The following is a 22587-nucleotide window of genomic DNA, read 5'->3' as shown; positions in this document are numbered from 1 at the left end:
CTAGTGACTAGTTACTAGTGAATCTTGAGTTTTTGGTATGTAGCTCATCCCCCGATCAAACGCCTGAAGATTGCCAGCTTTGCCTTCAACGAGGCGTTTAATATTCATGCTCTCAGCGCCAAAGTCCTCAATCTGGAGTTTACCGTGAGTAAAAGCTTCACCTGGTTTCCAAAATGTGATCCGATGCAAGATAAAACCAGAAGCTTCTGGATCAGCGAAAGAGTATGCGGTTGGAATAAGTAACGCTACAGATCGCTGATAATATTCGTAATCTGGATAAAAATGTTCTTGTTCAAGCAAATAGTATTTACTCAGAGCATGTAACCGCACAGAAACTTTTACTTTCTGGTCATATTCATCCTTGAATTCACCTGATTCAGGAGTAATATCGCCATTTGGTCGTAGTAGATGCGCCCACTCATCTACATTTCGTAAGTCTTTTAAGTATTCAATCCCAATTGCAATTGGGGCATCAACATAGATGGTATCAGTATCAATAAAGTAGCGTCCTTTGGCTGCTGCGGTATGACCGGCTTTGCGTTCCAAATTACCTTTGAGAGAACGACACTCGGAAGTATGTACTGTATGAATTCCCTGCATAATCATCTGAGTTTGCCGTTTTGGATCGACAAAGCTGAGCCAGTGAAAGTACACGCCCTTTTCGTCGGTTCCTGGCTCGATGTACTCAGGAGGAAACAGTAAGACAGGGTAAACCTGAAAATATTTCTGATACTCTAACCCACAGTGCCACTCAATGCCGTAGAAAAGCGGGTTTTCTAATTTTTTAACATGATAGTAGAGATTTTTGTGATAGCCAGACGCAGTTCCAAGCCAGGTATCTTCGTCAATCTGCTCTTTCATCCGGCTATAAAGCGTCCATTCGTCTAAGTTTTTTAAACTGCAAAGGTAGTCAAAGGCGCTCTTTGGTGAAGTAGCGATATAAGCTGATGTTGCAAACGTATTTTTTTCCACTGGTCACTCCTTACATATATAGCTAATTGCTAACTGTTATAAATTAACAATTAAGCTGCGATCGCCTTAGAATGGCTGCGCTGACTGTTCATGATCCGGTCTTCTGCTAATCGTTTAGCAGCATCGTTGGTATGAATTCCTTGCTGTTTAGCAATATCAAAAATTGCTAGTAGTGTGTCATAAATGTTATGCACTTGCTTAAAAGCTTTTTCTTCGTCGTAGCCAATCATTTCGTTATAAACATTGATTAGCCCTCCAGCATTAATTACATAATCAGGGCTATAAAGAATATCTTTTTCTGCCAGCATTTGACTATGTATTTGCTCATTGCCTAACTGATTATTAGCAGCGCCAGCAATAATTGGAGCTTGCAATAGGGGAATTGTATGACTATTAATAATTCCTCCTAAAGCACAAGGAGCAAAAATGTCTACATCCAGAGAGTAAATTTCGTCTGGTTCGACAACAGTTGCACCAAAAAGTCGTTTTACTTCTTCTGTTTTTGCTGGATCTACATCGCTCACAAAAAGTTTAATGTCATGTTCATGCAAGTGCCGACAGAGATTTTTGCCGACATTTCCTAAACCTTGAACTGCAACTTTCATGCCATCAAGTCTTTTGCTCTGCCAACGAAACTCTACAGCAGCTTTAATTCCTAGAAAAACTCCTAATGATGTGATAGGAGCAGGCCCACCAGACTTTTCTGATACCCCAACTACATATTTAGTTTCTTTGCTAATTGTTCGCACGTCCTGGGGAGTAATATTGACATCTTGCCCTGTAATAAAACGTCCATTGAGGCTGTCAACAAAACGTCCATAAGCTCTCAACATTTCATCTGTTTTATTCTCAGGATTAGCAATAATAACTGCTTTTCCTCCACCAGCCGGGATGTTAGCACAAGCAGCTTTGTAAGTCATGCCACGACTCAGACGGAGAGCGTCTTTTAAAGCGGCTTCCTCGTTGATATAAGGGAACAGTCTTGTTGCTCCCATCGCTGGGCCCAAGCTCGTGTTATGGATGGCAATAATTGCCTTAATATCTGGATTTTTACCATGACAGAAGAGAACTTGTTCGTGACCCATTTCTCTTACAGTTTCAAATAGCAGCATCTTGGTTTCTCAATATTGATTTAGGATTGATTAGAGCTAAGTAAGGATGTGGACATATAAACACTTAATCCGGAATACGGCTTTTGCAAGAGTCAGATAAAAGATGAAAATAGACGTAGTGTATTTTTTGACTAAGATGACAATTTTATTGCTTCTAATTTCATCCTTTACCCTTATTCTTTAGCTGTTGGTATCAAGACCAATGTGGCTGATAAAATCAGAACTAATGGTGGTGTTTTATTGTCTAAAAACTTCAGATAAGTTTCAATTCTTGAAGCTCAAACTAATGGAAATGAAACTGGTTTAGGTGAACTTTTTGCCTGATTTGATTTGACTCCTTGTGCCGCCAAACTCTTATTACGTCCACCAGAAGGTGCAGGCCGATCGGGATCAATTACTACATCGATTAGAAAGGGAACATTTGAGGCGATCGCTTGTTCTAATGCTTCTTCAATATCCGATTCTCTGACGACGACTATCGCTTCTGCTCCCATCCCGCGAGCAATCATGGCGAAATTGGTCGGTGGCATTGTTGCGTCTGCACCTTTTAATCCCAACACTTTCATCCCTTGATGACACATGTTGTAACGAGCATCGTTGAGTACAATCCAGATGGCGGGAATCTTGTATTTCACGGCTGTGCTGATTTCGTTATTCATCAACATTGCCCCATCGCCCACAATGGCTACAGCCTTACCTTTGCGCGCTTGGGCTGCACCCAAAACTCCTGTGACAGCGTGACCCATTGCTCCGACGCCAGTGCTGACTCGGTAACGGTTGGCTTGGGCAAATTGCAGTAAATGAGTTGACCAAGTAAACGAGTTACCGCACTCTGCCATTACTACTGCGTCGCTACCTTCAACAATGATCTTCTGAATTCCTGCCATCAATGCTTCTGGTCGCACGGGGTAGTCTATACCTGATTCAACTCCTTTGCGCTCTGGACAAGGTAGCAACAAAGGTGTGGAACTAGGAGGAGCATCTGGCAATTGCTGCAATAGTTCTTGTACGTATGCTTTAATATCAGACCGAACCCCGAAGGTTTTAACTTGTGGATAGGCGACCCCTGGCACTTCCGGGTCAATATCTACATGTACAAAACCTCCTGTGGGAACCATTGCTGAACTCCAGAAGGAAGTGGGTTCGCCAAGGCGGGTTCCTAATACGAGTGTGTGTAGTGGAAGCTGCTGTTCCATATAAGTCAAGACGGAAGCATGACCGCCCAAACCTGTGACACCCACAAACTGGGGATGATCTTCAGGAAATATACCTTTACCACGAGGTGAGCACATGACTGCTGCGCCGGTTTTCTCGGCGAGTTGACGGATCTCGTCTGCGGCGTCACGAGCACCAAAGCCAACCCAGATAGCGAAGGGGCCAGAGGATAATAGTTCTACAGATTTAGCGATCGCTTCTTTGGGAGCAGTTATCCCAAAGCGAGGAACATCTAGTTGGGGTAAGCACATATCCTCAACTAAACTTGTCTGCACGCTGGTGGGAATGCTCAAATGGGCTACAAATCCACCTGGCTGCGCTAAAGCTAGAGCAAGTTTGCGAAAAATTTGTGGGAGTTGAGCAGCCGATTCGATGGTGATTGCATAGTTAAACAGCGCTCCGGTAGTAAAAATTCCTCCACTGGGTAATGTGTAGGTGCTGGTTTCTTGAATAGCCCAACGTCCACGCTGCGGTGCTGAGGTGCAAGCCGAGAGCAAGATTACTTTTGCACCTTCACCACGAGCAGCAAATAACCCAGTCAGAGCGTTGGTGATCCCTGGGCCTGCGGTGGTAAATACTACGGTAGGGCGATCGCTAGCAAAGTATGCCTCGGTGGCTGCAAAGGCTGCTCCTGCTTCATGGCGGAAGTTCAGCACATCTATAGTGCTATTGGATAGTGCATTCCAAAGGCTCGCCATCGCACCCCCTGCAACACCAAAAGCGTAGCTTACTCCCAAAGTTGCTAGCATCTGAGCGATCGCATCTGCAACTGAGAGGGGGGAGGCTGTTTCGTTCGGTAAAAAAGGCTGAATTCCTTTGTTGTTATCCTGTTCGTTTAGCTGATGGGAACCGTTTGTTGCAGATTCCACATAGCTATATTGCTCAGGGGTGATTAGAGAAGACTTAGAATCAGTATAGTTTTTGCTCATTGTTTTTAAGTAATTCTTAGGTACAACGTTAAGTTGTTTTATATACGTTTAAGCGCTGATAGATGCTTGATACAAGTAAATATTTTGCTTTCTACAATTATGATCAAACTCTGTTGATCCCAAAGACGTCTGAATTGCTTGATATTTGATGCTTTGAGGGTAGTGTTGAAGAACTCTATGAAAAAAGCAAAATAACTAAGGCCTTGCTTCTAAAAACAAGAATATAGGAGATTAAGACTTGTTTACAATGAAAAATCCTTTGATGGAGATGCCAATTTTGTTGCTGTTGTTGTGATGGCTACAATGCTTACGGAGCGACTTTCGGAGATTGCTAAGCGGCGATCGCTAATCAGGTGAAGACCGATTTACAATGAACAATCTTTGGATGCAGATAACAATTTTGTTGCTGTTGTGGCTGTTGTTACAATTTCCAGCTAGCTATTCAATAAAATTGATACTTCACAGTTATTGGTCAGACATCTGACCATATTTGCAATGAAAAATCTTTCGCTACAAGTATCAATTTTGTGGCTCTTGTTGCGATCGCCACAATTCCTACTTAGCCGCTTTGGGAGATTGATACCTTGCGATTGTTAGTAAGCTGTGTCACTATACTTAAATTAAACATTAATCTATGAGTGTTAGACACAGAGCATAGTCTTTATGATCTGTTACTTATCTATGTCAGCTAAATGAAAATCAAATGTATTTTAGGTTGGTGAGCACAGCTAACTTTTGTTGCTCAAAAAAAGTCAACTCAATAAATTGGTCGAACTAACTTACCAATATAAATTACCCAAATTCCAAGTATGGCTAGAATCACCACATAGCGACAGTCCTTGCTATTGCCACAAAACAATCGCTTTAACCAATTTTTTTGTGCTAGTCAACACGTGTAGTATTAACATTTTATATTTCTTGAGGACGATGCTTAAGTAATCTAACTATATTTACTTGATATAAATTATCTCTTATGGCAGATGCCTGAAGATCTTCTTCTATAGTTTAATCCCTCACAGAGGAATAACTGAAACAAGCTAAATTACTAAAATAATAAACAAAAATTTGCTTTTTTAAAACAGTATTAACTGGATAAATGCATTGAATTTGACAATCTATTTGCTCTACACAAGGCTAAACAATGTAAGCCTTACTTGTTTAAACATCATATTTTAATAGATTCAAAGTTTTAGCTTTTTATCTGATAAAAACCACTGACCAATCTTAAATTTGATTTGTCTGTTAATTTTTTTATGCTAATTACAAGTTATTTGAATAGATAATAAATTCCAGTTATTTTGATTTTTTAAGAAATTTAGGTTAAATTATTCACATCTTATGAGTATAATAAGATTTGTTAAGAAATCAATAAGTTTCTTTAAGTTGCTAACTTATCTAATTGTTTTAGCAGCACAACATACGCAGAAAATTTTAACACGCTGTGATTATTTATTCATTCATAGCTATGGTGCTGGCTGATTATAAGGAGCGAATAGGGATATGAATTCTGGCGACTACACATTAGCTCGATCTAACTCTCAATGGGCGTTACAGCCAGAAATGGATTTAAAATTTGCTCACTTACTGATAAATCAAGCTGTAGATGCTGCTTTCTGCCTAGGAGAAAACACGCAATTTATTTATGTAAATGATGCTACTTGCCGGATGACCGAGTATTCCCGTGAGGAATTACTTTCCATGAAGCTGGATAGTATAGATGTAGATTTTTCTTTACACAATTGGTTAGAGATCAAATCACAGGATTCCCTTACCTTTAAATCTCGCTATCGCGCCAAAGGAGGTCGGATATTCCTGGTGGAAATATCCATGACCCACATAGAACACCAAGGTAGAGAGTTTGGCTGTGTCTTTGCTCGTGACAAGAGTGATGAAGTAGTAGAGCTAAGTATGCAAAAGTGGGTTGATGAACTAAGGGATTCTAAAAGCCATTTGCAAAAGGAAGTTTCTAAACTAAAAACTAAGGAAGGACAACTAGAAACGTCTTTATCTATACTCAGGTCTACTCTGGAATCTGCTGCCTACGCCATTGTCGCAGTCAACTTTGAGGGAGATATTCTGAGCTTTAATCAGAAATTTGTGGATATGTGGCAGATCCCAGAGTCACTGATGTTATCCAAAAAATGTCCTCGATGCAAAGCTTTTTTTGAGAGCCAACTTAAAGACCCAGAAACCTTTAGTCGGATGATTTGGGAAGTTTCCAGCCAGTCTGACTTTGAGAGCTACGACATTCTAGAGTTGAAAGATGGGAGAGTCTTCGCGCACTACTCTAAACCTCAGTGGCTTGGTGAAAAAATTATTGGCAGAGTTTGGAGCATTTGGGACATTACCGAATCCAAACAGACTGAGGAAGCATTACGGCTGAACGAAGCTAGATTTCGGGCTTTGGCAGAAACAACTGATGCGGGCACTTTCTTGATTCAAGGTACGCGGCTTTGCTACGTAAATCCGGCAATGGAGCTACTGACTGGTTATACAAGAAAGGAACTACTCAGTGGGTTTGATATTCGCCGATTGATCAAGAGTAAAAAACGTAGGCAGAGTGAAGCATCTAACTTTGAATACCAAGAGATGAATATTCTGACAAAAAGCGGTAAGGAGCGCTGGCTAGCTTGTACAGTTGCAACACTAGATGGAGTGTTAGATTTCGGGGGACAACCAGTCGAACTGATCGCAGGTATTGATATCACCGATTATAAACATGCAGAATCAGATCTGAACCAGGCTTTAGAACAAGCAAAACACCTTAGTGAAATAAGAGCACGCTTTCTTTCTATGGTCTGCCATCAATTCCGCACCCCGCTGAATACTGTTTCATTTTCTAATAGCTTATTAAAGCGACACATGGACGAATGGACAGAGGAAGAAATACAACCATTATTTGATCATATTCAAACAGCCGTTGAGCAACTCAGCCAAATGTTGGATGATATTCTGTTTTTCGCGAAAGCAGAAGCAGCAAAAATAAACTTCCAGCCAAAACCACTGGAGATAGTTCAGTTCTGCAATGATTTAGTAGCACAAATGCAGATGAACAGTAGCCTAAACGTAATTAATTTTGTTAGTGAAGTAGACTGCTTAACAGCTAATGTAGATAAAAAACTCTTAGAGTCTGTTCTAAAAAACTTGCTTGACAATGCAATCAAGTATTCACCATCCCCCAGTGTAGTTGATTTAAAACTCTATTGTGAAAATGAGAAAGTACTTTTTCAGGTTAAAGATAGAGGAATCGGCATTTCAATAGCAGATCAACAACAACTATTTGAGCCATTTTATCGGGGTAGCAACATCGATCATATACCCGGTACTGGGCTAGGGTTATCGATTGTCAAAACCCTTATGGACTTACATGGTGGTCGAGTTGCTATGGAAAGTGAAATTGGTGTAGGCACTACTTTTACCGTGATGCTGCCACTATTTAAATAAACATTTCTGAGCTATGGGATTCCTATTTGATTTTTGAAAGAACTGCGTACACCTCTAACTCCCTTTTTTCTCATTCCCTATCCCCTATCCCCCATTCCCTGTCTCTACAAGTCAGTTCACGAATCAAATCGGATTACTATATGTGTGTTGAGTTGTTAATGATTAGCTATCTTGATTCCAATATTCATAACTCCTGGAAACGTGCAATTTATTTTGTCTCTATTTAATACTAAGCACAGAGTTTGGTAAATATTTTCCGCCAAAAATTCTAGTGATAAAAATGATGTACGATTCGTCGAAAAAAATTCTCGTAATTGAAGATGATACTGTTACCCGCAATCTTTTCTTAAAGGGTCTGGAGGCTGAAGGTTTTGATACAATAAGCGCTCAAAACGGTCTTTTTGGCATCCAGCAAGCACAAGAGCATTTACCCGACTTAGTAATCTGCGATATTATGATGCCTGATATGGATGGTTACAGCGTTCTAACTACGCTGCGCGAAGATCCTAACACAGCAATCATTCCCTTTATTTTCCTGACTGGCAGCGACACTAAGGCAAATGTTCGCAAAGCTATGGAGTTAGGAGCAGATGATTACCTTACCAAACCCTGCACACTAGACGAATTGCTCAGAGCGATCGCTATCCGGTTGCAAAAGCAAGCTAATCTCCAATACTGGTACGCTACTGAATTACTAAAAGCCTCAAAACCAATAACCGCAGCTAAAACTTTAGATGTTACTCTTCCTAAGTCTATTTTCCCCAACGTTCCTCAATTAAAAGAAGTTTTCGACTTCATCGAAGCCAATTATCACCAAGGAATTACATTGTGTGATGTGGCTGAGGCAGTTGGTTACTCATCTGCTTACTTAACTAACCGAGTTGCAAGGCAAACAGGAGAAACTGTAAATAGCTGGATTGTCAAACGCCGGATGGCAGGTGCTCGGTTCTTACTGCAAAACAATAACCAAACAATCGAGCAAATTGCCAAAGCCTTGGGCTATCAGAATGTGTGTCATTTCTCCCGCCAGTTTCGCCAACATCATGGTTTACCCCCCCATGCTTGGCGCAAAGAGCATCAGATTGTGTTGGAAAAACAGGCGACACTCTGCTAGAAGTGCCTAAATATGGTTAGCAATTATGAGAAGCTATAAATTAAAAGGGATTGGCTGAATAACTAAGAGCGGAGAAATATTTATGGAGCACGACTTTAAAGCACTCGCTGAACTTTACAAAAACGCGCTCCTTAACGACGTACTTCCATTTTGGGAAAAATATTCGCTCGACTGGGAGCATGGCGGCTATTTTACCTGCCTTGACCGCGAAGGCAAGATTTATGATACAGATAAGTTTATCTGGTTGCAAAATCGCCAGGTGTGGACTTTTTCCATGCTTTGTAACCAGCTAGAAAAACATGAAACTTGGTTAAAAATTGCGGCGGCTGGTGCTAATTTTCTCGCTCAACATGGCAGAGATGCTGACGGCAATTGGTACTTTGCCCTAACTCGTGAAGGTAAGCCACTGGTTCAACCTTATAATATTTTTTCTGATTGCTTTGCAGCGATGGCATTTAGTCAATACGCTCTTGCTTCTGGCGAAGATTTGGCAAAGGATGTGGCGATGCAAGCTTACGAAAACGTTTTGCGCCGCCAAGATAACCCAAAGGGCAAATATACTAAAATTTATCCTGGCACACGCCCGATGAAAGCGTTAGCAGTGCCGATGATTTTAGCCAACCTGACTTTAGAAATGGAATGGCTGCTGTCTAGTGAAACCTTGGAAAATGTTCTAGCTGCAACCGTTCAGGAAGTAATGACCGATTTCCTAGACCAAAAAACGGGGTTAATGTACGAAAATGTTGCTCCCGACGGTTCCCACATTGATTGTTTTGAGGGACGGTTAATTAACCCCGGTCACGGTATCGAAGCGATGTGGTTTATTATGGATATCGCTCACCGGAAAAACGATACAAAAACTATTAATCAAGCCGTTGATGTGGTGCTAAATATCCTAGATTTTGCCTGGGACAGCGAATATGGTGGATTATATTACTTTATGGATGCAGACGGTCATCCGCCACAGCAACTGGAGTGGGATCAAAAGCTGTGGTGGGTACACTTAGAGTCTTTAGTTGCTCTGGCAATGGGTTATCGGCTGACGGGGCGGGAAGCGTGTTGGCAATGGTATCAAAAAATGCACGATTATGCCTGGGCGCACTTTGCCGATAGAGAATATGGTGAGTGGTTTGGCTACCTAAATCGCCGTGGGGAAGTGTTGTTAAACCTCAAAGGTGGTAAATGGAAAGGCTGCTTTCATGTACCGCGTGCATTGTATCTATGTTGGCAGCAGTTTGAGGCGTTGTCGCAGTCGGTTTAATCTTTGCTGGGGAGCTAAAGTGAAAACAGACCTATTTGATAGATGTCCCATGAATGTTGTGACACCAAAGCGATTCACAATAGACGAATATCATCGATTAATTGAACTCGGATTTTTGAAGGAGGGCGATCGCATTGAATTAATTAGAGGAGAACTGATCCAAATGGTAGCAAAGGGAATGCCTCATACAGTGTGTAGTTCTATACTGTGCCGTCAACTGGATCGGCTTTTGGGCGATCGCGCAGTCATCCGTCGTCAAGATCCCATTACCCTTCCTAATCAGAGTGAACCTGAGCCAGATGTCGTCATTGCACGAGGAAGAGATGAAGATTATCTCGCTCATCATCCTTACCCCGAAGATATTTTGCTGGTTGTGGAAATTTCAGATTCCACATTGATTTATGACCAAACAAAAAAGCTAGAACTATACGCGGAAGCCGGAATTTATAATTATTGGGTTGTCAACTTAAATGCTTATCAATTAGAACATTACAGTCAGCCTTATCAAAATGTTCAAGGTAAGTTTAACTATCTTAGTAAGCAAATTTATCTAACTAACCAGTCAGTGACAATTCCTGGGTTTGAGGATGCTTTGTTGGACTTAAGTCGGATTTTTCCAGAAGATGCTGTTGTTGAGTGATATCGTTGGTGCGATCGCTGATAATTTCTGTGTCAAGCTAAAATACTTACGCTACGATATCCCCTATTGCCTTTGTGCAATCACGTGGGGAGTAGTGTAGGTACACAAACATGACAGAAAATATCAAAACACAGGGTGAGGAGAATCTGGTTACTATTGCTGCTGACCAATTCGCGCGACTGGGGAAGGTTACAGGCGTTCAAGCATTTGGGAGTGGTAATATCAATGACACATTTATAGTTAACTTAGATTCTGCTGAAGAACAGCATTTTGTCTTACAACGCATTAACACAAAGGTATTCCGTCAACCACAGATGGTGATGCACAATATGCGTATCTTCACGGAACACATTTACCAAAGGTTGCAAACTGCTGGACTCAATCGGCGCTGGGAAGTACCTCGCGTGTTATTGACTAAGGATGCTCAAGACCATTGGAGGGATGCTGACGGGTCATTCTGGCGGGCAATCAGCTTTATTAAAGGCTCGCAGTCTTTCGACACCATGCGCGATCGCTCATACGCCACAGAAATCGGCTATGCTCTGGGGATGTTTCACAATCTGATTAGCGACCTACCACCAGAAAAACTCGCTGACACTCTCGAAGGTTTTCATATTACACCGCTATACCTTCAACACTACAAGGAAGTTCTGGCGAAAGCTAGCCCGCGCCAATCCTCGGAAGTGAATTATTGCTTAAAGTTTGTTAGCGATCGCCAGAGCTTTGCATATATCCTAGAAAATGCTAAAGACACAGGCAAGCTGCCGTTACGCCTGATGCATGGCGATCCGAAAATAAACAACGTCATGTTTGATACTGCTACCCAGCAAGCTGTGAGCGTCGTCGACCTCGACACCGTTAAGCCTGGTCTGGTACATTACGACATTGGCGATTGTCTGCGATCGGGTTGTAATCTCGCCGGAGAAGAAACCGAGCAGTGGGAAAGTATTTATTTCGACACAGAATTGTGTCAAGGAATCCTCCAAGGTTATCTCCCCGTAGCCAAGGAATTTCTCACTGAAAATGATTACACTTACATATACGACGCAATTCGTTTAATTACCTTTGAATTAGGACTGAGATTTTTTGCTGATTATTTAGCAGGGAATGTTTACTTCAAAGTCAAGCATTCAGAACACAACCTTGCAAGAGCGCTCGTTCAGTTTAAACTCACTGAGAGTATCGAATCCCAGGAAACACAGATTCGTAATATTATTCAGGGCATGAAATGAACGAGCAAATATTCTCTCTAGAACTTTTTCCCTCTACCAAACCGCTGTATGATTTGAAAATCACAGGTAGTATTACTCGACGTGCTAATCAACTGGCGATCGGCTACATGCTTTTCGACCAATTCAAGGAAGTTATCATCGCCCCAGCATCAGATAGACCAGCCCGAAAGCACGAACTCTGGAAAGATACCTGCTTTGAGTTTTTCCTGGGCATTAAAGATTCTGAACAGTATTGGGAATTCAACCTCACAAGTGCCGGACACTGGAATGTCTACCGCTTTGATGGATACCGTCAAGGGATGCAAGAGGAAACAGCCTTTACGATGCTCCCCTTTAGTGTCCACCATCAAGCAGACGGTTTAGTAGTTGCTTTAGATATCGATTTGAGTAAAATTGTCTCGACACAAGTATTAGAAATAGCCATTACCAGCGTCATTAAACATAGAAATAGTGAGGTAACTTACTGGGCGCTGACTCATCGAGGAGCGGAGGCTGACTTTCACCAGCGAGACAGTTTTATCATTGAGTTGTAACGTTTTCTTTAGTTGACTGGTAATGTGAACCAGAAAGTTAACCCACGCTTGTGGTTAGTAATCACACCGATTTCACCACCATGCGCTTTAATAACTTTCCGACAAAGATACATTTTTAAGCCAATGCTTGTGGAACAACTCTCTTGAGGATCGCGTACATACAAATCAAACAGGCGATCGCACTCTAGTTTGCTCATCGCCACACCGTTATGCTGAATCTGAGTGCGAATCATTCTGGTTTCCAGAGCAGCTGTCATGGTAAGATTCAATCCTGGTGGATTATGTTGTAAGCTATGAGTCAACAAGCTTGCCAAAACTTTCTGTAACCGATTTGCATCTACCATTACTAATGGTAAATCATCAGGAACCAAGTTATTCAAAGTCGCTTGGTTTTGTACTAATATTGGTTGCCAGTCAGCGATAATTCTTTTTAATAGGGTGCTGAATTGCACGAGTTCACGCTTAATACAAATGCCCTCTTTTTCGCATGAATGGATTTCTAGCAATGAGTTAATCATCGTCAGTTGGCGGTCATTGCCTTGAATCATGCGCTCAATAATCGAAGGAGATACGGAGATTGGGCATTGGGCATTGGGCATTTGACATTGTACGTTATTTTTTCCTATTTCCCATTCCCCATTACCTATGCCCTGTGCCCTATTCTCTAATCCTTGATTAAGCAAATTTTGTAGCACCATCAAATTACCCATCACTGAAGTTCGTAAATCATGGGCAACAGTATGTAAAACAACATCTTTGACCTGGTGCAATTCTTCGATTTCTTGCATTTTTTGCTGCAACTGTGTTGTGCGTTCTTGCACCTGATGTTCTAAATTAGTATTAAGTTCTGCTAATTCTTGGTGGATTAGGCTCTGCTGAATGGCGATCGCTACCTGTTCTGACATCTGCTGTAGTAAATCAATTTCCATCGGCTGCCAATGACGTGGGCCAGAGCATTGGTTAGCAATCAATGCACCAAATAATTTGTTATCTAGCATGATTGGGACAGTTAAGCTAGCCCTGGTTTGAAATTTTTGAAAGTGTGCCTTAACTTTCGGAGATATTGTTGTTTGCGTTATGTCTTCAATGACACGCACAAGATTAGTCTTGAGCAGGGTTTGCAATTCTTGCAAATAAGCTTGATCATTCATAGACCAACCTGAGACTGATGGATAGTTGGGATCTACCGACTCAGCAAGTGTTCTAGCTCCTAGCTTGGCATGATTTAGACCAATAAAAACCCGATCTGCTTGCAGAAATTGCCTGACTTCTGTCACCGTAGTTTGGAGAATTTGGTCTAACTTTAATGATGACCGAATGCGCGCTAGGGTTTCTGTTAATAAGCGATCGCGCTGTGCCGAGAGGTGTAATTGCGCTTCCACCTGCTTGCGTTCTGTGATGTCATGATGAACTGCTAACATGCACGCAATACCATCTAAATCAATTATTTCGGCTGATAGATGTGCTGTAACCATCTCACCAGACTTGCGACGGTATTCAACTTCCAAGTTGTGAACCACTCCTGTGGCTTGTAACTCCTGCAACAACTTTAGGCGATCGCCTTCGTGTGCCCAAATATTTAACTCAAAAGCAGTTTGACCAATTACCTCATCTTGCTGATAACCTGAAAGGTTGACAAAACTGTCGTTAACTTCTACAAAGCGTCCTTCTTGAAGCGTGCTAATGGTAATAGGATCAGGACTGCAACTAAAAGCTTTAGAAAACTTTTGGGCGAGATTAGCCAAGGCAACTTCTGCTTGTTTGCGCTCTGTGATATCTCGAACAATTGCTAATACTTCGTCTGGAGCGCTCACTACCAATCGCGCTTCATAGTCTCTTACTCCTAAAGGCGTTGGTAGACGATATTCGCAAATTTGCAAAGTTCCAGAATCTAAAGTTTTGGCGATCGCTTCTTGGCTAATGGCCGCCACATCGTTTGGTAATAACTCGCACAAACTTTTACCAACTATTTCTTCTTTAGAAAGGGTTATATTTGCTCCCTCACTTTTCAAGTCTAAATACTTGCCATCGCGGCTGATGCGAAACATCAAATCAGGAATAGCATCCAAAATTGCTTGATAGCGGGCTTCACTCTGTTGCAATTTTTCTTCTGCTTGTTTTCGGTCTGTAATATCTATGACCAAACCATCCCAAAGACAATCGCCGTCAGCTTGTGTTTCCGCTTGGCAAGTACATTGAATCCACTTTATACCATTAGGTGTAATGATGCGACCTTCCCAACGCCAAGGTGAAAAAATGGCAGTAGAAACAGCTATACATTCTGTAAAGCTTCTCACATCCTGTGGATGAATTAGTTTCAGCAGTTCCTGAAAGTTTTCCTGTACAATTTCTGATCCTAATCCACACAAATCTCGACAGCCATAATTAACATAAAGGACAAACGCAGAACCATCCCACCGTTGCAGGACTCGAAAAATTATTCCTGGTAAATCTACAGTAACTCTTGAAAGTAGGTTGATATAATCTTGCTGACAATCTGGTGCATACAGTGATTTTACGGTTTCATCCACTCTTTGACCCTTTGATACACAAGCTACTGTTGTATGATTAGAAGCCATAATAGACAGGTTGGCAGTTTTTATTCTGTGAGAATAACCACTAACTAACCGGGTTAAATTAGCCTCTTCTTTCAGGGTATATTCCATCTGCTAGCATCGCATTCACCCAATCGGGTGAACCAGTTGTCATTGTGACAACTCTCACCGCTAACTGCAAGCAGCCCTCCTATCCCCCTCACCGCCACATCGGTACTCCGATTGGCGAGAGTACCCCGGAGGCTTTGATGGTCAGCAAATAGAAAACAAGCGCTGCAAATTTACAGCTATTGTAAGTCAAGAGGTGGGAAACGCGTCTTGGCGCAAGTTTTGGCTGCCAAACGTCCGGGGTAGTTGCAACCCAAGTACGATTATAATAGTTGCCATATACGAGACAAGAGCCATCCACAGGAGATGGTTATTGTGTAAATACCATCCTGTAAGAGCTAGGGGAATAAAACCCAAGCCAAAAGCGAGTAGGACGGCGTTACGTAGTTTTGCACCTTCCTTTAAACCGATAAAATATCCTTCCAGCATGAAAGCAATGGCAGTAAATGCTAAAAGAGGCAATAACCAAATAGTGTAGCTATTGATATGTTCGTTGATTTCTGCATGATTAGTTAACAGATTGAACAATGTATCTGGGAACAGAACAGAAATGGCTGCGAAAGCCATTGCAATTAGCAAACTAGTCAGTATAGAAACAGTAAGCAGTGGATTCATCTGTTCTGTAGTCCCTTTGCCTTTAAAGTTTCCGGTCAGCGTTTGGGTTGTCATTCCTACACCTTGAATCGTAAATTGACTTAGCAAAGCAATCTGGAGGAGCAGACCGTTTTCTGCCAAGACAGTTGTTCCCATTGCTGCACTCAGGTTTGTGAAAATAGCGTAGGTGGAAATTAGGGCTAAAAATCGGATTAGAATATTACTTTTGAGCGCAACAGTATCTTTAAGGGCTGCCCAATCAAAAACCTCTTGCATGGCGGCTGGTAATACTTGCCATGGGATACTGAAGCAGATCCAAACTAAACCAATTACTAATGCTAGATACTGACTCACAGCTGTTGCTAGTCCGGCTCCCATACTTTCCCAACCCAATTTGACAATCATTAGATAGTCCAGCACCACATTAGAAGCATTGCCAACAACAGACATGAGCAGCACCACGCCATTCATTTCTCTCCCCAGAAACCAACCAATCAGAACAAAGTTGAGCAAGACAGCAGGAGCGCCCCAAATTCTAGCACTAAAATAATTAGCCCCTGAAGCTTCAATCTCTGGGGAACCACTCAGAATTGTAAATCCAATCTTTTGCAGTGGGTACTGTAGTAGCAGGATTAGTAAACCGATTCCCAAGGCAATTAAGCCACTTCGCAATCCCGCTAACAGCACGCCTTTGGGGTCATCGAGTCCCGCAGCTTGTGCTGTGATTGTATTAGTACTTGAGCGTAGAAATTTTAATACCCGGTAAAGGTAGTCGAAGAGGATGGTTGCTAAAATGACTCCAGCTAAGTGACGAATATCTGCCAAATGTCCTAGAAAGGCAATGTCAACCAGACCCGCTAAGGGCACCATCATGTTGGAAAGCACACTAACACTTGCTAGTCGGAAAAAGCGAGGTAAGAAGTCATACTGGGTTGGGATTACAAATGCCATAGATTGTCTGTGCTGGGATTGATCTGAGTGGAAACTATTTCAGTTTATGTGACAAGTTTGAAAGAATTTATAAAAGTCGGCGGCAAACTTCGTTCCGCTACGAAGACAGTGGGACTAGAAGCATAGCTGCCCATTGGGGCATTGGTAATTTTCCTCCCCATTCCCCATGCCCCATGCCCCAGGAAAAAGTGACTGTTTTTCGTTTCCTATTTGTATAAAGCTTTCATCATTTTCCCAAAAACTTGGGTATGTTTAAGGTTTTTTCTTCTATTTAAAGTAGTACAATTGTTCTATAAGACTTTTAATCTTAGCGATCGCCTTTCATCAGGGCAAGAGCTACAGGCAAAATCCAATTTTCCAACTTCTACTAATAAAAGTACGTAGATGGCTGAACTTATCTGCGCGTTGACCGATAACTATTAAAACTGCGTAAGCAGCTTGTCGTTAGACATCGCCTTAAAAAAACTTTAGATGAGATAAATTCTATGATGACACAGGCACAGGGTGTAATTGCAGCCAAAGTTAACTCTCAAACAGTGGCTCGACCCAAATTGGAGCAATTGATTGAAGAAAAAGCCAATACGACCAAGAACCTTAGTACCGAAAATTTTTCTTTTCAAACCCTTGCTGAAGCTACTAAGACAATATTGCATCATGCCTTTTGGTTAGCCGAACAACAACAAAAGCTTTCTTTAAAAGAGTATAAAAAGCTACTTTCTGAACAAGGTTGGAAAGGTGAGGAAAAACGATATCTCAAGATTGCAGTAGCATTTGGTAAATTTTCGCCCCAAGATTTAGCACAAGTCGAGCCTAGAACCATATATCAATTAGCAGAAAATAGTAACAAGTATCAACAAGTTATAGATAAGCTATTAGATTTAAGTGCAATTACTCAAGAAGCTGTACGCTCCCTCGCTAAAAAACAACGCACTTTCAAAGAACCAAGGACTGAAAAACCTAGTATCTGGCGGCGGCTCAAGAATGGTGGGAGATATTGCCAAATTCCGCCAATTCATGAAACTTCAGAATGCACTGGGGTTACTCTACAAAAAATGATCGATGAGGAAGGATTGAGCGCTCAGCAGATTGTAGCAGAAGCAATTGCCTTGCGCCAGGCTTACAAGAAAGGGCAACTGGTAGTTGTAGAAGAAACAAAGTGAGCGGAAATGCGAGATTTGGTGATCTCAGCCAGTATAGAGAAAATGTGCGATCGCAATGTAGGAGGAGTGGGAGAAGCAGGAGGGCAAAGTAGGTAATTAAAATAATTCGTAATGACGCTCTCTACGAGACGCTAAAAGCGAACGCGGACTTGCTACCGCTGCGAAGATCGTAATTCGTAATTCGTAATTAAGTTTTGCAATCCTGCTGTCTCCTATTTCAATATGCAATCTTGTTTGCCGATTAGCTTAGGAATAAAAGTTTCAGACAGTTCTAACCTAAGTCCTGTCAAATTTAAGTTATCCGACTGTGGCACATAATGATGCTAGCCATTGAAAAGCTCCAAACAGTAGCATATAACCAGGAATTAGACACGTAGTTGAGAAAGGAAGCTTCCAGAAACTGTTTTACAAAACTACTTTCGTGGTGTTCTATTATTTTCTTGAACTCCAACATCACAATGCCGCGATAAGTGGCATCGGATTCGGTTCGCAGAGTACCCACTACGTAACATATTCCAGGAATCGCTCCTAAAAGAACAATCGAAAAAGGAATAAGAAAAAATTCTCTTCCCATAAAAGTTAAAAAAATAAAGCTGAAATTCAAAAGAAAAAACCCGCTTCCCATGAAAATCCAAAATAAAAGAAGTGTCAGCCTAGAAATTGAAAGATAAGAGCGACCAAAATAATACTGTAAAGCATGACCACACTCATGAGCGCTAATTGCTATGGCACGCAGAGAAGAACCTGCAAAAATGTCTGGAGGTAGGCGTATGGTTCCTTGCTTTCCCTCTCGCGGTCTGAAAGCGGCTCTCTGGGATGTTTGATCATTTTGTACAGATACCGCATCCAGATTGTTCTCTTTTAAAATTAATCTTGCAACTTCATAGCCAGTCAACCCACAAGTTGCCAAACGATTTAAGTTTCGTCGTTGTAGTTTGTCTTGCCGACTAATAGACCTGAAAGATAGAGCAGACGAAAAAACTGCACTTCCAACAAATAGATAAAACCAAAAGCTCATTAGTTTAAGCAAAAATCAGGTAGTGTTAGCTATCACACTTAAATTACATGAATTTTAATTAAGCTTTTATGAAATAATATTACAAAGAGCCTGGTGCATCCACTTCCGGTGATCAATGTACCAATCATGTCTGCGATCGCCTGTAAAGTTGCCGGGACAATTTCAACCGGAGTAGCTTGACTCATTTACGTCTTAGACATCTCCGAAAAAGAATGTAGAGACGTAGCTCCTTCTCTACAAAGGTTCTGGATAATGCATATTTAATTTCTGGAGATATCTATTGTAGAAATGCTAGAGGATAGTGCAGCCACTTCCAGCGATCGCGGATGGTGGGGTTGCCAAAAACTCATAATTTGTTTGCCAACCTGTTGAGGATAGAAGTAGTGAAAAAAATGATAACCTTTTGGGTATTCCCAAATATTGTCTTCTGGCTTTAACCAATTTAGCCAGTCATGTAATGCATTTGGGTCAACCACCGGATCATTCTGGCTACCACATACCATCATTGGCATGGAAACTCCGCCCTTAAGTGAATGAACTAATTTAAACAGAGAGTGCTGTGAGGGAGATTGCTCTAAATCTTTATCTAAAGCAGCTATTAACTTCTTAGTGGTGTGAGGTGGTTGATTTCCAAATAGACTACGAACGCTGTTTGCTAAAATTTGCTCACGGCTGATGCTAAATAGTTGTCGTTGAAAGTAGTAGTGAGCGTGCCAAGTGTTTGCAGGTTGCGCTGCTACAGCCAGCAGAGTTAGCGATCGCACTTTTTTGGGAAATCGCTGGGCAAAATTTAAAGCGATCACACCACTCATACCATGACCTGCTAAATGCACCGAATCAGGATACGATTCTAAAAATTTATATAGCAGAGCCACTGCTTTATCTATGGAACTAGCTTCATCTTTAGTTTGGTGATATTCCCACTGGGCAACTTTCATATACTCAGATAAGTATTGAACTAATGGTTTATCAAAGCGTTTCAAAATAGGACTGGCATTTAACCAAAGAACATCAAATGAATTACACATAAACATCTACCATATCCATAAATTATCAATAGGATTTACGCACCAAAAAGCTGAAATTTTAATTTACCCTAGCCACTTTTTTAAGAAATGTTGGGGGATCTCTTTGTTATGCGTAAATCTTAATCAATTTTGAGTCAATTCAGCAGGAGCAATGCTGTTCTATAACCCAAATTCTTTCTTCAGTTGGGTGACCCAGGCCTTGACTCGCCCATCTGTTAAGTCAGATTGATTATCATCATCAATTGCCAGTCCACAAAACTTGCCATTTTTAACGGCTTTCGACTCATTAAAGTCATAACCTTCTGTTGACCAATAACCAACAGTTTTTCCACCCTGCTGGGAAATTTTTTCTTCCAAAATACCAATTGCGTCTTGGAAGTTGTCAGCATAGCCAGCTTGGTCGCCAGCACCAAAATAAGCTACTGATTTACCACTAAAATCAATTTCGTCAAGGTCGGGAAAAAAGCCTTCCCAATCACTCTGAAGTTCACCGATGTTCCAAGTAGGACAGCCAATGATGACACATTCATAATCATCGAAATCACTAGTTTCCGCCTGAGAAATGTCATGCAATGTCACAACGTCATCACCAAACTCATCGCGAATCATTTCAGCTATAGATTCAGTTCTGCCAGTTTGAGTGCCATAAAACAAACCAATTTTTTCCGACATTTTGATACCTGATAATTAGTTACGTGATTAAGAAGACTTACATAAGAATGGCTATTTGTTTAAAGCCTCTGAAAAGTCAGTTAACCGAGTGTTCCCTGACTACCATCAACTCCCAAGTTTGGACAACTATGTTTGTCATGGCGTTACCTCCTGAGAAGTTTTGAAATAGCCGAGACACATAGTCACCTAGCTTAATGAATACTTATCTCAATAAGCCTGGGAATATATTATCAGAGTTATTGAGATTTTTTAGCACTTGTTTTATGTAAACTTTTATAAAGTAGTAGATGGCATAAGCTGGAAAATGCCTTTCAAAACTAGCTTTAAGTCATATTAGCTCTTGAAAAAGTTTATATTAATGTAGGAAATTTAGAATAAAGACTGCTATTTTATTGCAATAAGCTTATGGTCAAGGGGAGCCACTGCGTTGGGTGGCTCTGCCGACTTAAAGCAAGTGGCGTTTAAGAATCAAGGTTTTTTGGACTTTTGACCTTTGACTCTGGACAACCTCAACGAAAAAAATATGACACTTGCGTAAGTCCTGACAAAATAGCGATAAACCTTTCTACGCCAATTAGGCTGAATCCTGTTTTTGAATTCTGAGATGACAAAGCCGGGGATTAAGCCTTTTTTTCTGAGTGAAAATAGTAGTAGGCATAGCTCGTAGAATATTTGATTGGAAGATGTCTAGCGTCAAGTTTCTAGGCGTCTACGCACTTTCGGTATGGAAAAATTATAGTTAATGCACTTAGTTAGAAGACTTTGCAGCAGCGCTTTGCTCCATAATTAATATGTTCATCCGCTACATTAAAAATGCGAACAATTGCGGAAATTAACGAAAAAATCAGTCGCCAACGTGCAGTAGTTTTGACGACTGAAGAATTAAAAGCACGAGTTGCAGAAATAGGTGTTAGCAAAGCTGCGAAGGAAGTTGATGTAATTACCACTGGCACTTTTGAGCCGATGGAATCAAGTGGTGCAATTATTAATCTTGGACACACTGACCCGCCAATCAAAATTCGTCGCTGCTGGTTAGATGGTGTTCCAGCATACTCTGGTTTTGGGGCAGTGGATTTATATTTAGGTGCGAGTTGTGCCGTAGAAGTGATGGATGGCGAAGAAGTTCGGGAACGCGGTGGCGGTCATGTAATCGAAGATTTGATAGCTGGTAAACCTGTACACGTCAAAGCGCAAGGTCAAGTAACAGATTGTTACCCTAGAGCAACGTTTGAAACTACAGTTACAAGTGAAACAATAAATCAGTTTTATTTATTCAATCCGCGCAATCTTTATCAAAATTTTATTGTAGGTGTGAATGGGGGCGATCGCTCACTTTTCACCTATCTTGGCCCTTTACAACCGCATCTGGGGAATGCCGTTTACTCTAACCCCGGTGCTATTTCTCCTCTACTCAATGACCCCGATTTGCAACTCATTGGTATTGGCACGCGGATTTTCTTAGGTGGTGGTATTGGTTACGTTGCTTGGGAAGGCACTCAGCACTTTCCCTTACAAAAGCGTCTAGCTAATCGTACTCCAATCGGGCCATCTGCAACTTTAGCTTTAATTGGTGATGCTAAGCAAATGGATGCTCGCTGGGTGCGCGGTTGTTATTTCAAAAGTTATGGACCTTCATTGATGTTGGGCGTTGGTGTTCCACTTCCTGTGTTGAGCGAAGAAGTAGTAGAACACTGCGCCGTGCAAGACAAAGACTTAGTAGCCCCAATAGTGGACTTTTCCATTCCCCGACGCGTCCGTCCGACCTTTGGTTTAGTGAGTTACGCCCAACTTAAGTCTGGGCGTATCACTATTGAGGGCAAAACTGTACGGGTTGCTCCTCTAGCAAGTTTGTTTTTTTCTAGGCAAGTCGCTCTAGAGTTGAAACAGTGGATCGCAGCAGGTACTTTTACTCTGACTGAAGCAGTTTCCCCGATTCCGATGGAGCGATCTTTTTTACCACAAGACCGCTGGACGGATTTTTGATACTGGGCATGGGGCATGGGGCATGGGGCATGGGTCAATAATCAATAGTTCTTCTTCCCCTGCTCC

Annotated in this window: 17 protein-coding genes; 8 read left to right on the top strand and 9 right to left on the bottom strand. The window is 41.5% G+C overall.

The annotated features are described in order from the left end of the window. The 3 genes from scyC to scyA form a co-directional block, all read right to left on the bottom strand. The gene (gene scyC, locus IQ246_RS15955) at nt 1-972 is read right to left on the bottom strand and encodes a scytonemin biosynthesis cyclase/decarboxylase ScyC (protein WP_194004330.1); all 972 of its coding nucleotides are present in this window, start codon (nt 970-972) and stop codon (nt 1-3) included. 50 nt (nt 973-1022) lie between these two features. Continuing rightward, on the bottom strand, nt 1023-2084 hold the full coding sequence (scyB, locus tag IQ246_RS15950; RefSeq protein WP_194004329.1) for a tryptophan dehydrogenase ScyB: 1062 nt from the start codon (nt 2082-2084) through the stop codon (nt 1023-1025). 278 nt (nt 2085-2362) lie between these two features. After that, nucleotides 2363-4228 (bottom strand): scytonemin biosynthesis protein ScyA, encoded by a 1866-nt coding sequence (gene scyA, locus IQ246_RS15945; protein WP_194004328.1) that lies wholly within the window; start codon nt 4226-4228, stop codon nt 2363-2365. Between the two features lie 1500 nt (nt 4229-5728). Between scyA and IQ246_RS15940 the strand changes: the two genes are divergently transcribed. From IQ246_RS15940 to IQ246_RS15915, 6 genes are all read left to right on the top strand, one after another. Beyond that, the gene (locus IQ246_RS15940; protein ID WP_194004327.1) at nt 5729-7672 is read left to right on the top strand and encodes a scytonemin biosynthesis sensor histidine kinase; all 1944 of its coding nucleotides are present in this window, start codon (nt 5729-5731) and stop codon (nt 7670-7672) included. Nucleotides 7673-7952: 280 nt separating this feature from the next. Then, nucleotides 7953-8786 (top strand): response regulator, encoded by an 834-nt coding sequence (locus IQ246_RS15935; protein ID WP_194004326.1) that lies wholly within the window; start codon nt 7953-7955, stop codon nt 8784-8786. A gap of 82 nt (nt 8787-8868) precedes the next feature. After that, the gene (locus tag IQ246_RS15930; protein ID WP_194004325.1) at nt 8869-10047 is read left to right on the top strand and encodes an AGE family epimerase/isomerase; all 1179 of its coding nucleotides are present in this window, start codon (nt 8869-8871) and stop codon (nt 10045-10047) included. A gap of 49 nt (nt 10048-10096) precedes the next feature. Further along, complete coding sequence (locus tag IQ246_RS15925; RefSeq protein WP_194004336.1) at nt 10097-10687, top strand: Uma2 family endonuclease; 591 nt, start codon at nt 10097-10099, stop codon at nt 10685-10687. 110 nt (nt 10688-10797) lie between these two features. Next, the gene (locus IQ246_RS15920; RefSeq protein WP_194004324.1) at nt 10798-11919 is read left to right on the top strand and encodes a phosphotransferase enzyme family protein; all 1122 of its coding nucleotides are present in this window, start codon (nt 10798-10800) and stop codon (nt 11917-11919) included. Then, nucleotides 11916-12452 carry a DOMON-like domain-containing protein gene (locus tag IQ246_RS15915; RefSeq protein WP_194004323.1) on the top strand — a complete coding sequence of 179 codons (537 nt, stop codon included), beginning with the start codon at nt 11916-11918 and terminating at the stop codon, nt 12450-12452. The genes IQ246_RS15920 and IQ246_RS15915 overlap by 4 nt, the downstream gene beginning before the upstream one ends. 8 nt (nt 12453-12460) lie before the next feature. Here the strand turns inward: IQ246_RS15915 and IQ246_RS15910 are convergent, their stop codons facing one another. Together IQ246_RS15910 and gntT are read right to left on the bottom strand one after the other, a co-directional pair. Beyond that, on the bottom strand, nt 12461-14983 hold the full coding sequence (locus IQ246_RS15910; protein ID WP_370588506.1) for a PAS domain S-box protein: 2523 nt from the start codon (nt 14981-14983) through the stop codon (nt 12461-12463). 321 nt (nt 14984-15304) lie between these two features. Next, on the bottom strand, nt 15305-16660 hold the full coding sequence (gene gntT, locus IQ246_RS15905) for a guanitoxin biosynthesis MATE family efflux transporter GntT (protein WP_194004322.1): 1356 nt from the start codon (nt 16658-16660) through the stop codon (nt 15305-15307). A 485-nt stretch (nt 16661-17145) separates the two neighbouring features. Between gntT and IQ246_RS15900 the strand changes: the two genes are divergently transcribed. Continuing rightward, entirely contained in the window at nt 17146-17820 is a 675-nt protein-coding gene (locus IQ246_RS15900; protein WP_194004321.1) for a hypothetical protein, read from the top strand. A 292-nt stretch (nt 17821-18112) separates the two neighbouring features. Here the strand turns inward: IQ246_RS15900 and IQ246_RS15895 are convergent, their stop codons facing one another. The 4 genes from IQ246_RS15895 to fldA form a co-directional block, all read right to left on the bottom strand. Further along, nucleotides 18113-18838, bottom strand: a complete 726-nt coding sequence (locus IQ246_RS15895; RefSeq protein ID WP_194004320.1) for a zinc metallopeptidase — start codon at nt 18836-18838, stop codon at nt 18113-18115. Between the two features lie 38 nt (nt 18839-18876). Further along, nucleotides 18877-19023 (bottom strand): hypothetical protein, encoded by a 147-nt coding sequence (locus tag IQ246_RS15890; protein WP_194004319.1) that lies wholly within the window; start codon nt 19021-19023, stop codon nt 18877-18879. A gap of 75 nt (nt 19024-19098) precedes the next feature. Next, nucleotides 19099-19866, bottom strand: coding sequence for an alpha/beta hydrolase (locus tag IQ246_RS15885; RefSeq protein ID WP_194004318.1), 768 nt, complete (start codon nt 19864-19866; stop codon nt 19099-19101). A gap of 159 nt (nt 19867-20025) precedes the next feature. Further along, nucleotides 20026-20538: a flavodoxin FldA gene (gene fldA, locus IQ246_RS15880; protein WP_194004317.1), complete on the bottom strand. Its 513-nt coding sequence runs from the start codon at nt 20536-20538 to the stop codon at nt 20026-20028. Nucleotides 20539-21351: 813 nt separating this feature from the next. On the opposite strand from fldA, the gene IQ246_RS15875 reads away from it, so the two are divergent. Further along, on the top strand, nt 21352-22521 hold the full coding sequence (locus tag IQ246_RS15875; protein ID WP_194004316.1) for a homocysteine biosynthesis protein: 1170 nt from the start codon (nt 21352-21354) through the stop codon (nt 22519-22521). Nucleotides 22522-22587: the final 66 nt, after the last annotated feature.

The organism is aff. Roholtiella sp. LEGE 12411, assembly GCF_015206995.1.
In the GTDB taxonomy this organism is placed as follows: domain Bacteria; phylum Cyanobacteriota; class Cyanobacteriia; order Cyanobacteriales; family Nostocaceae; genus Komarekiella.
Note: the sequence above shows the minus strand (reverse complement) of the source record. Positions and strands in the feature narration are given on the sequence as shown.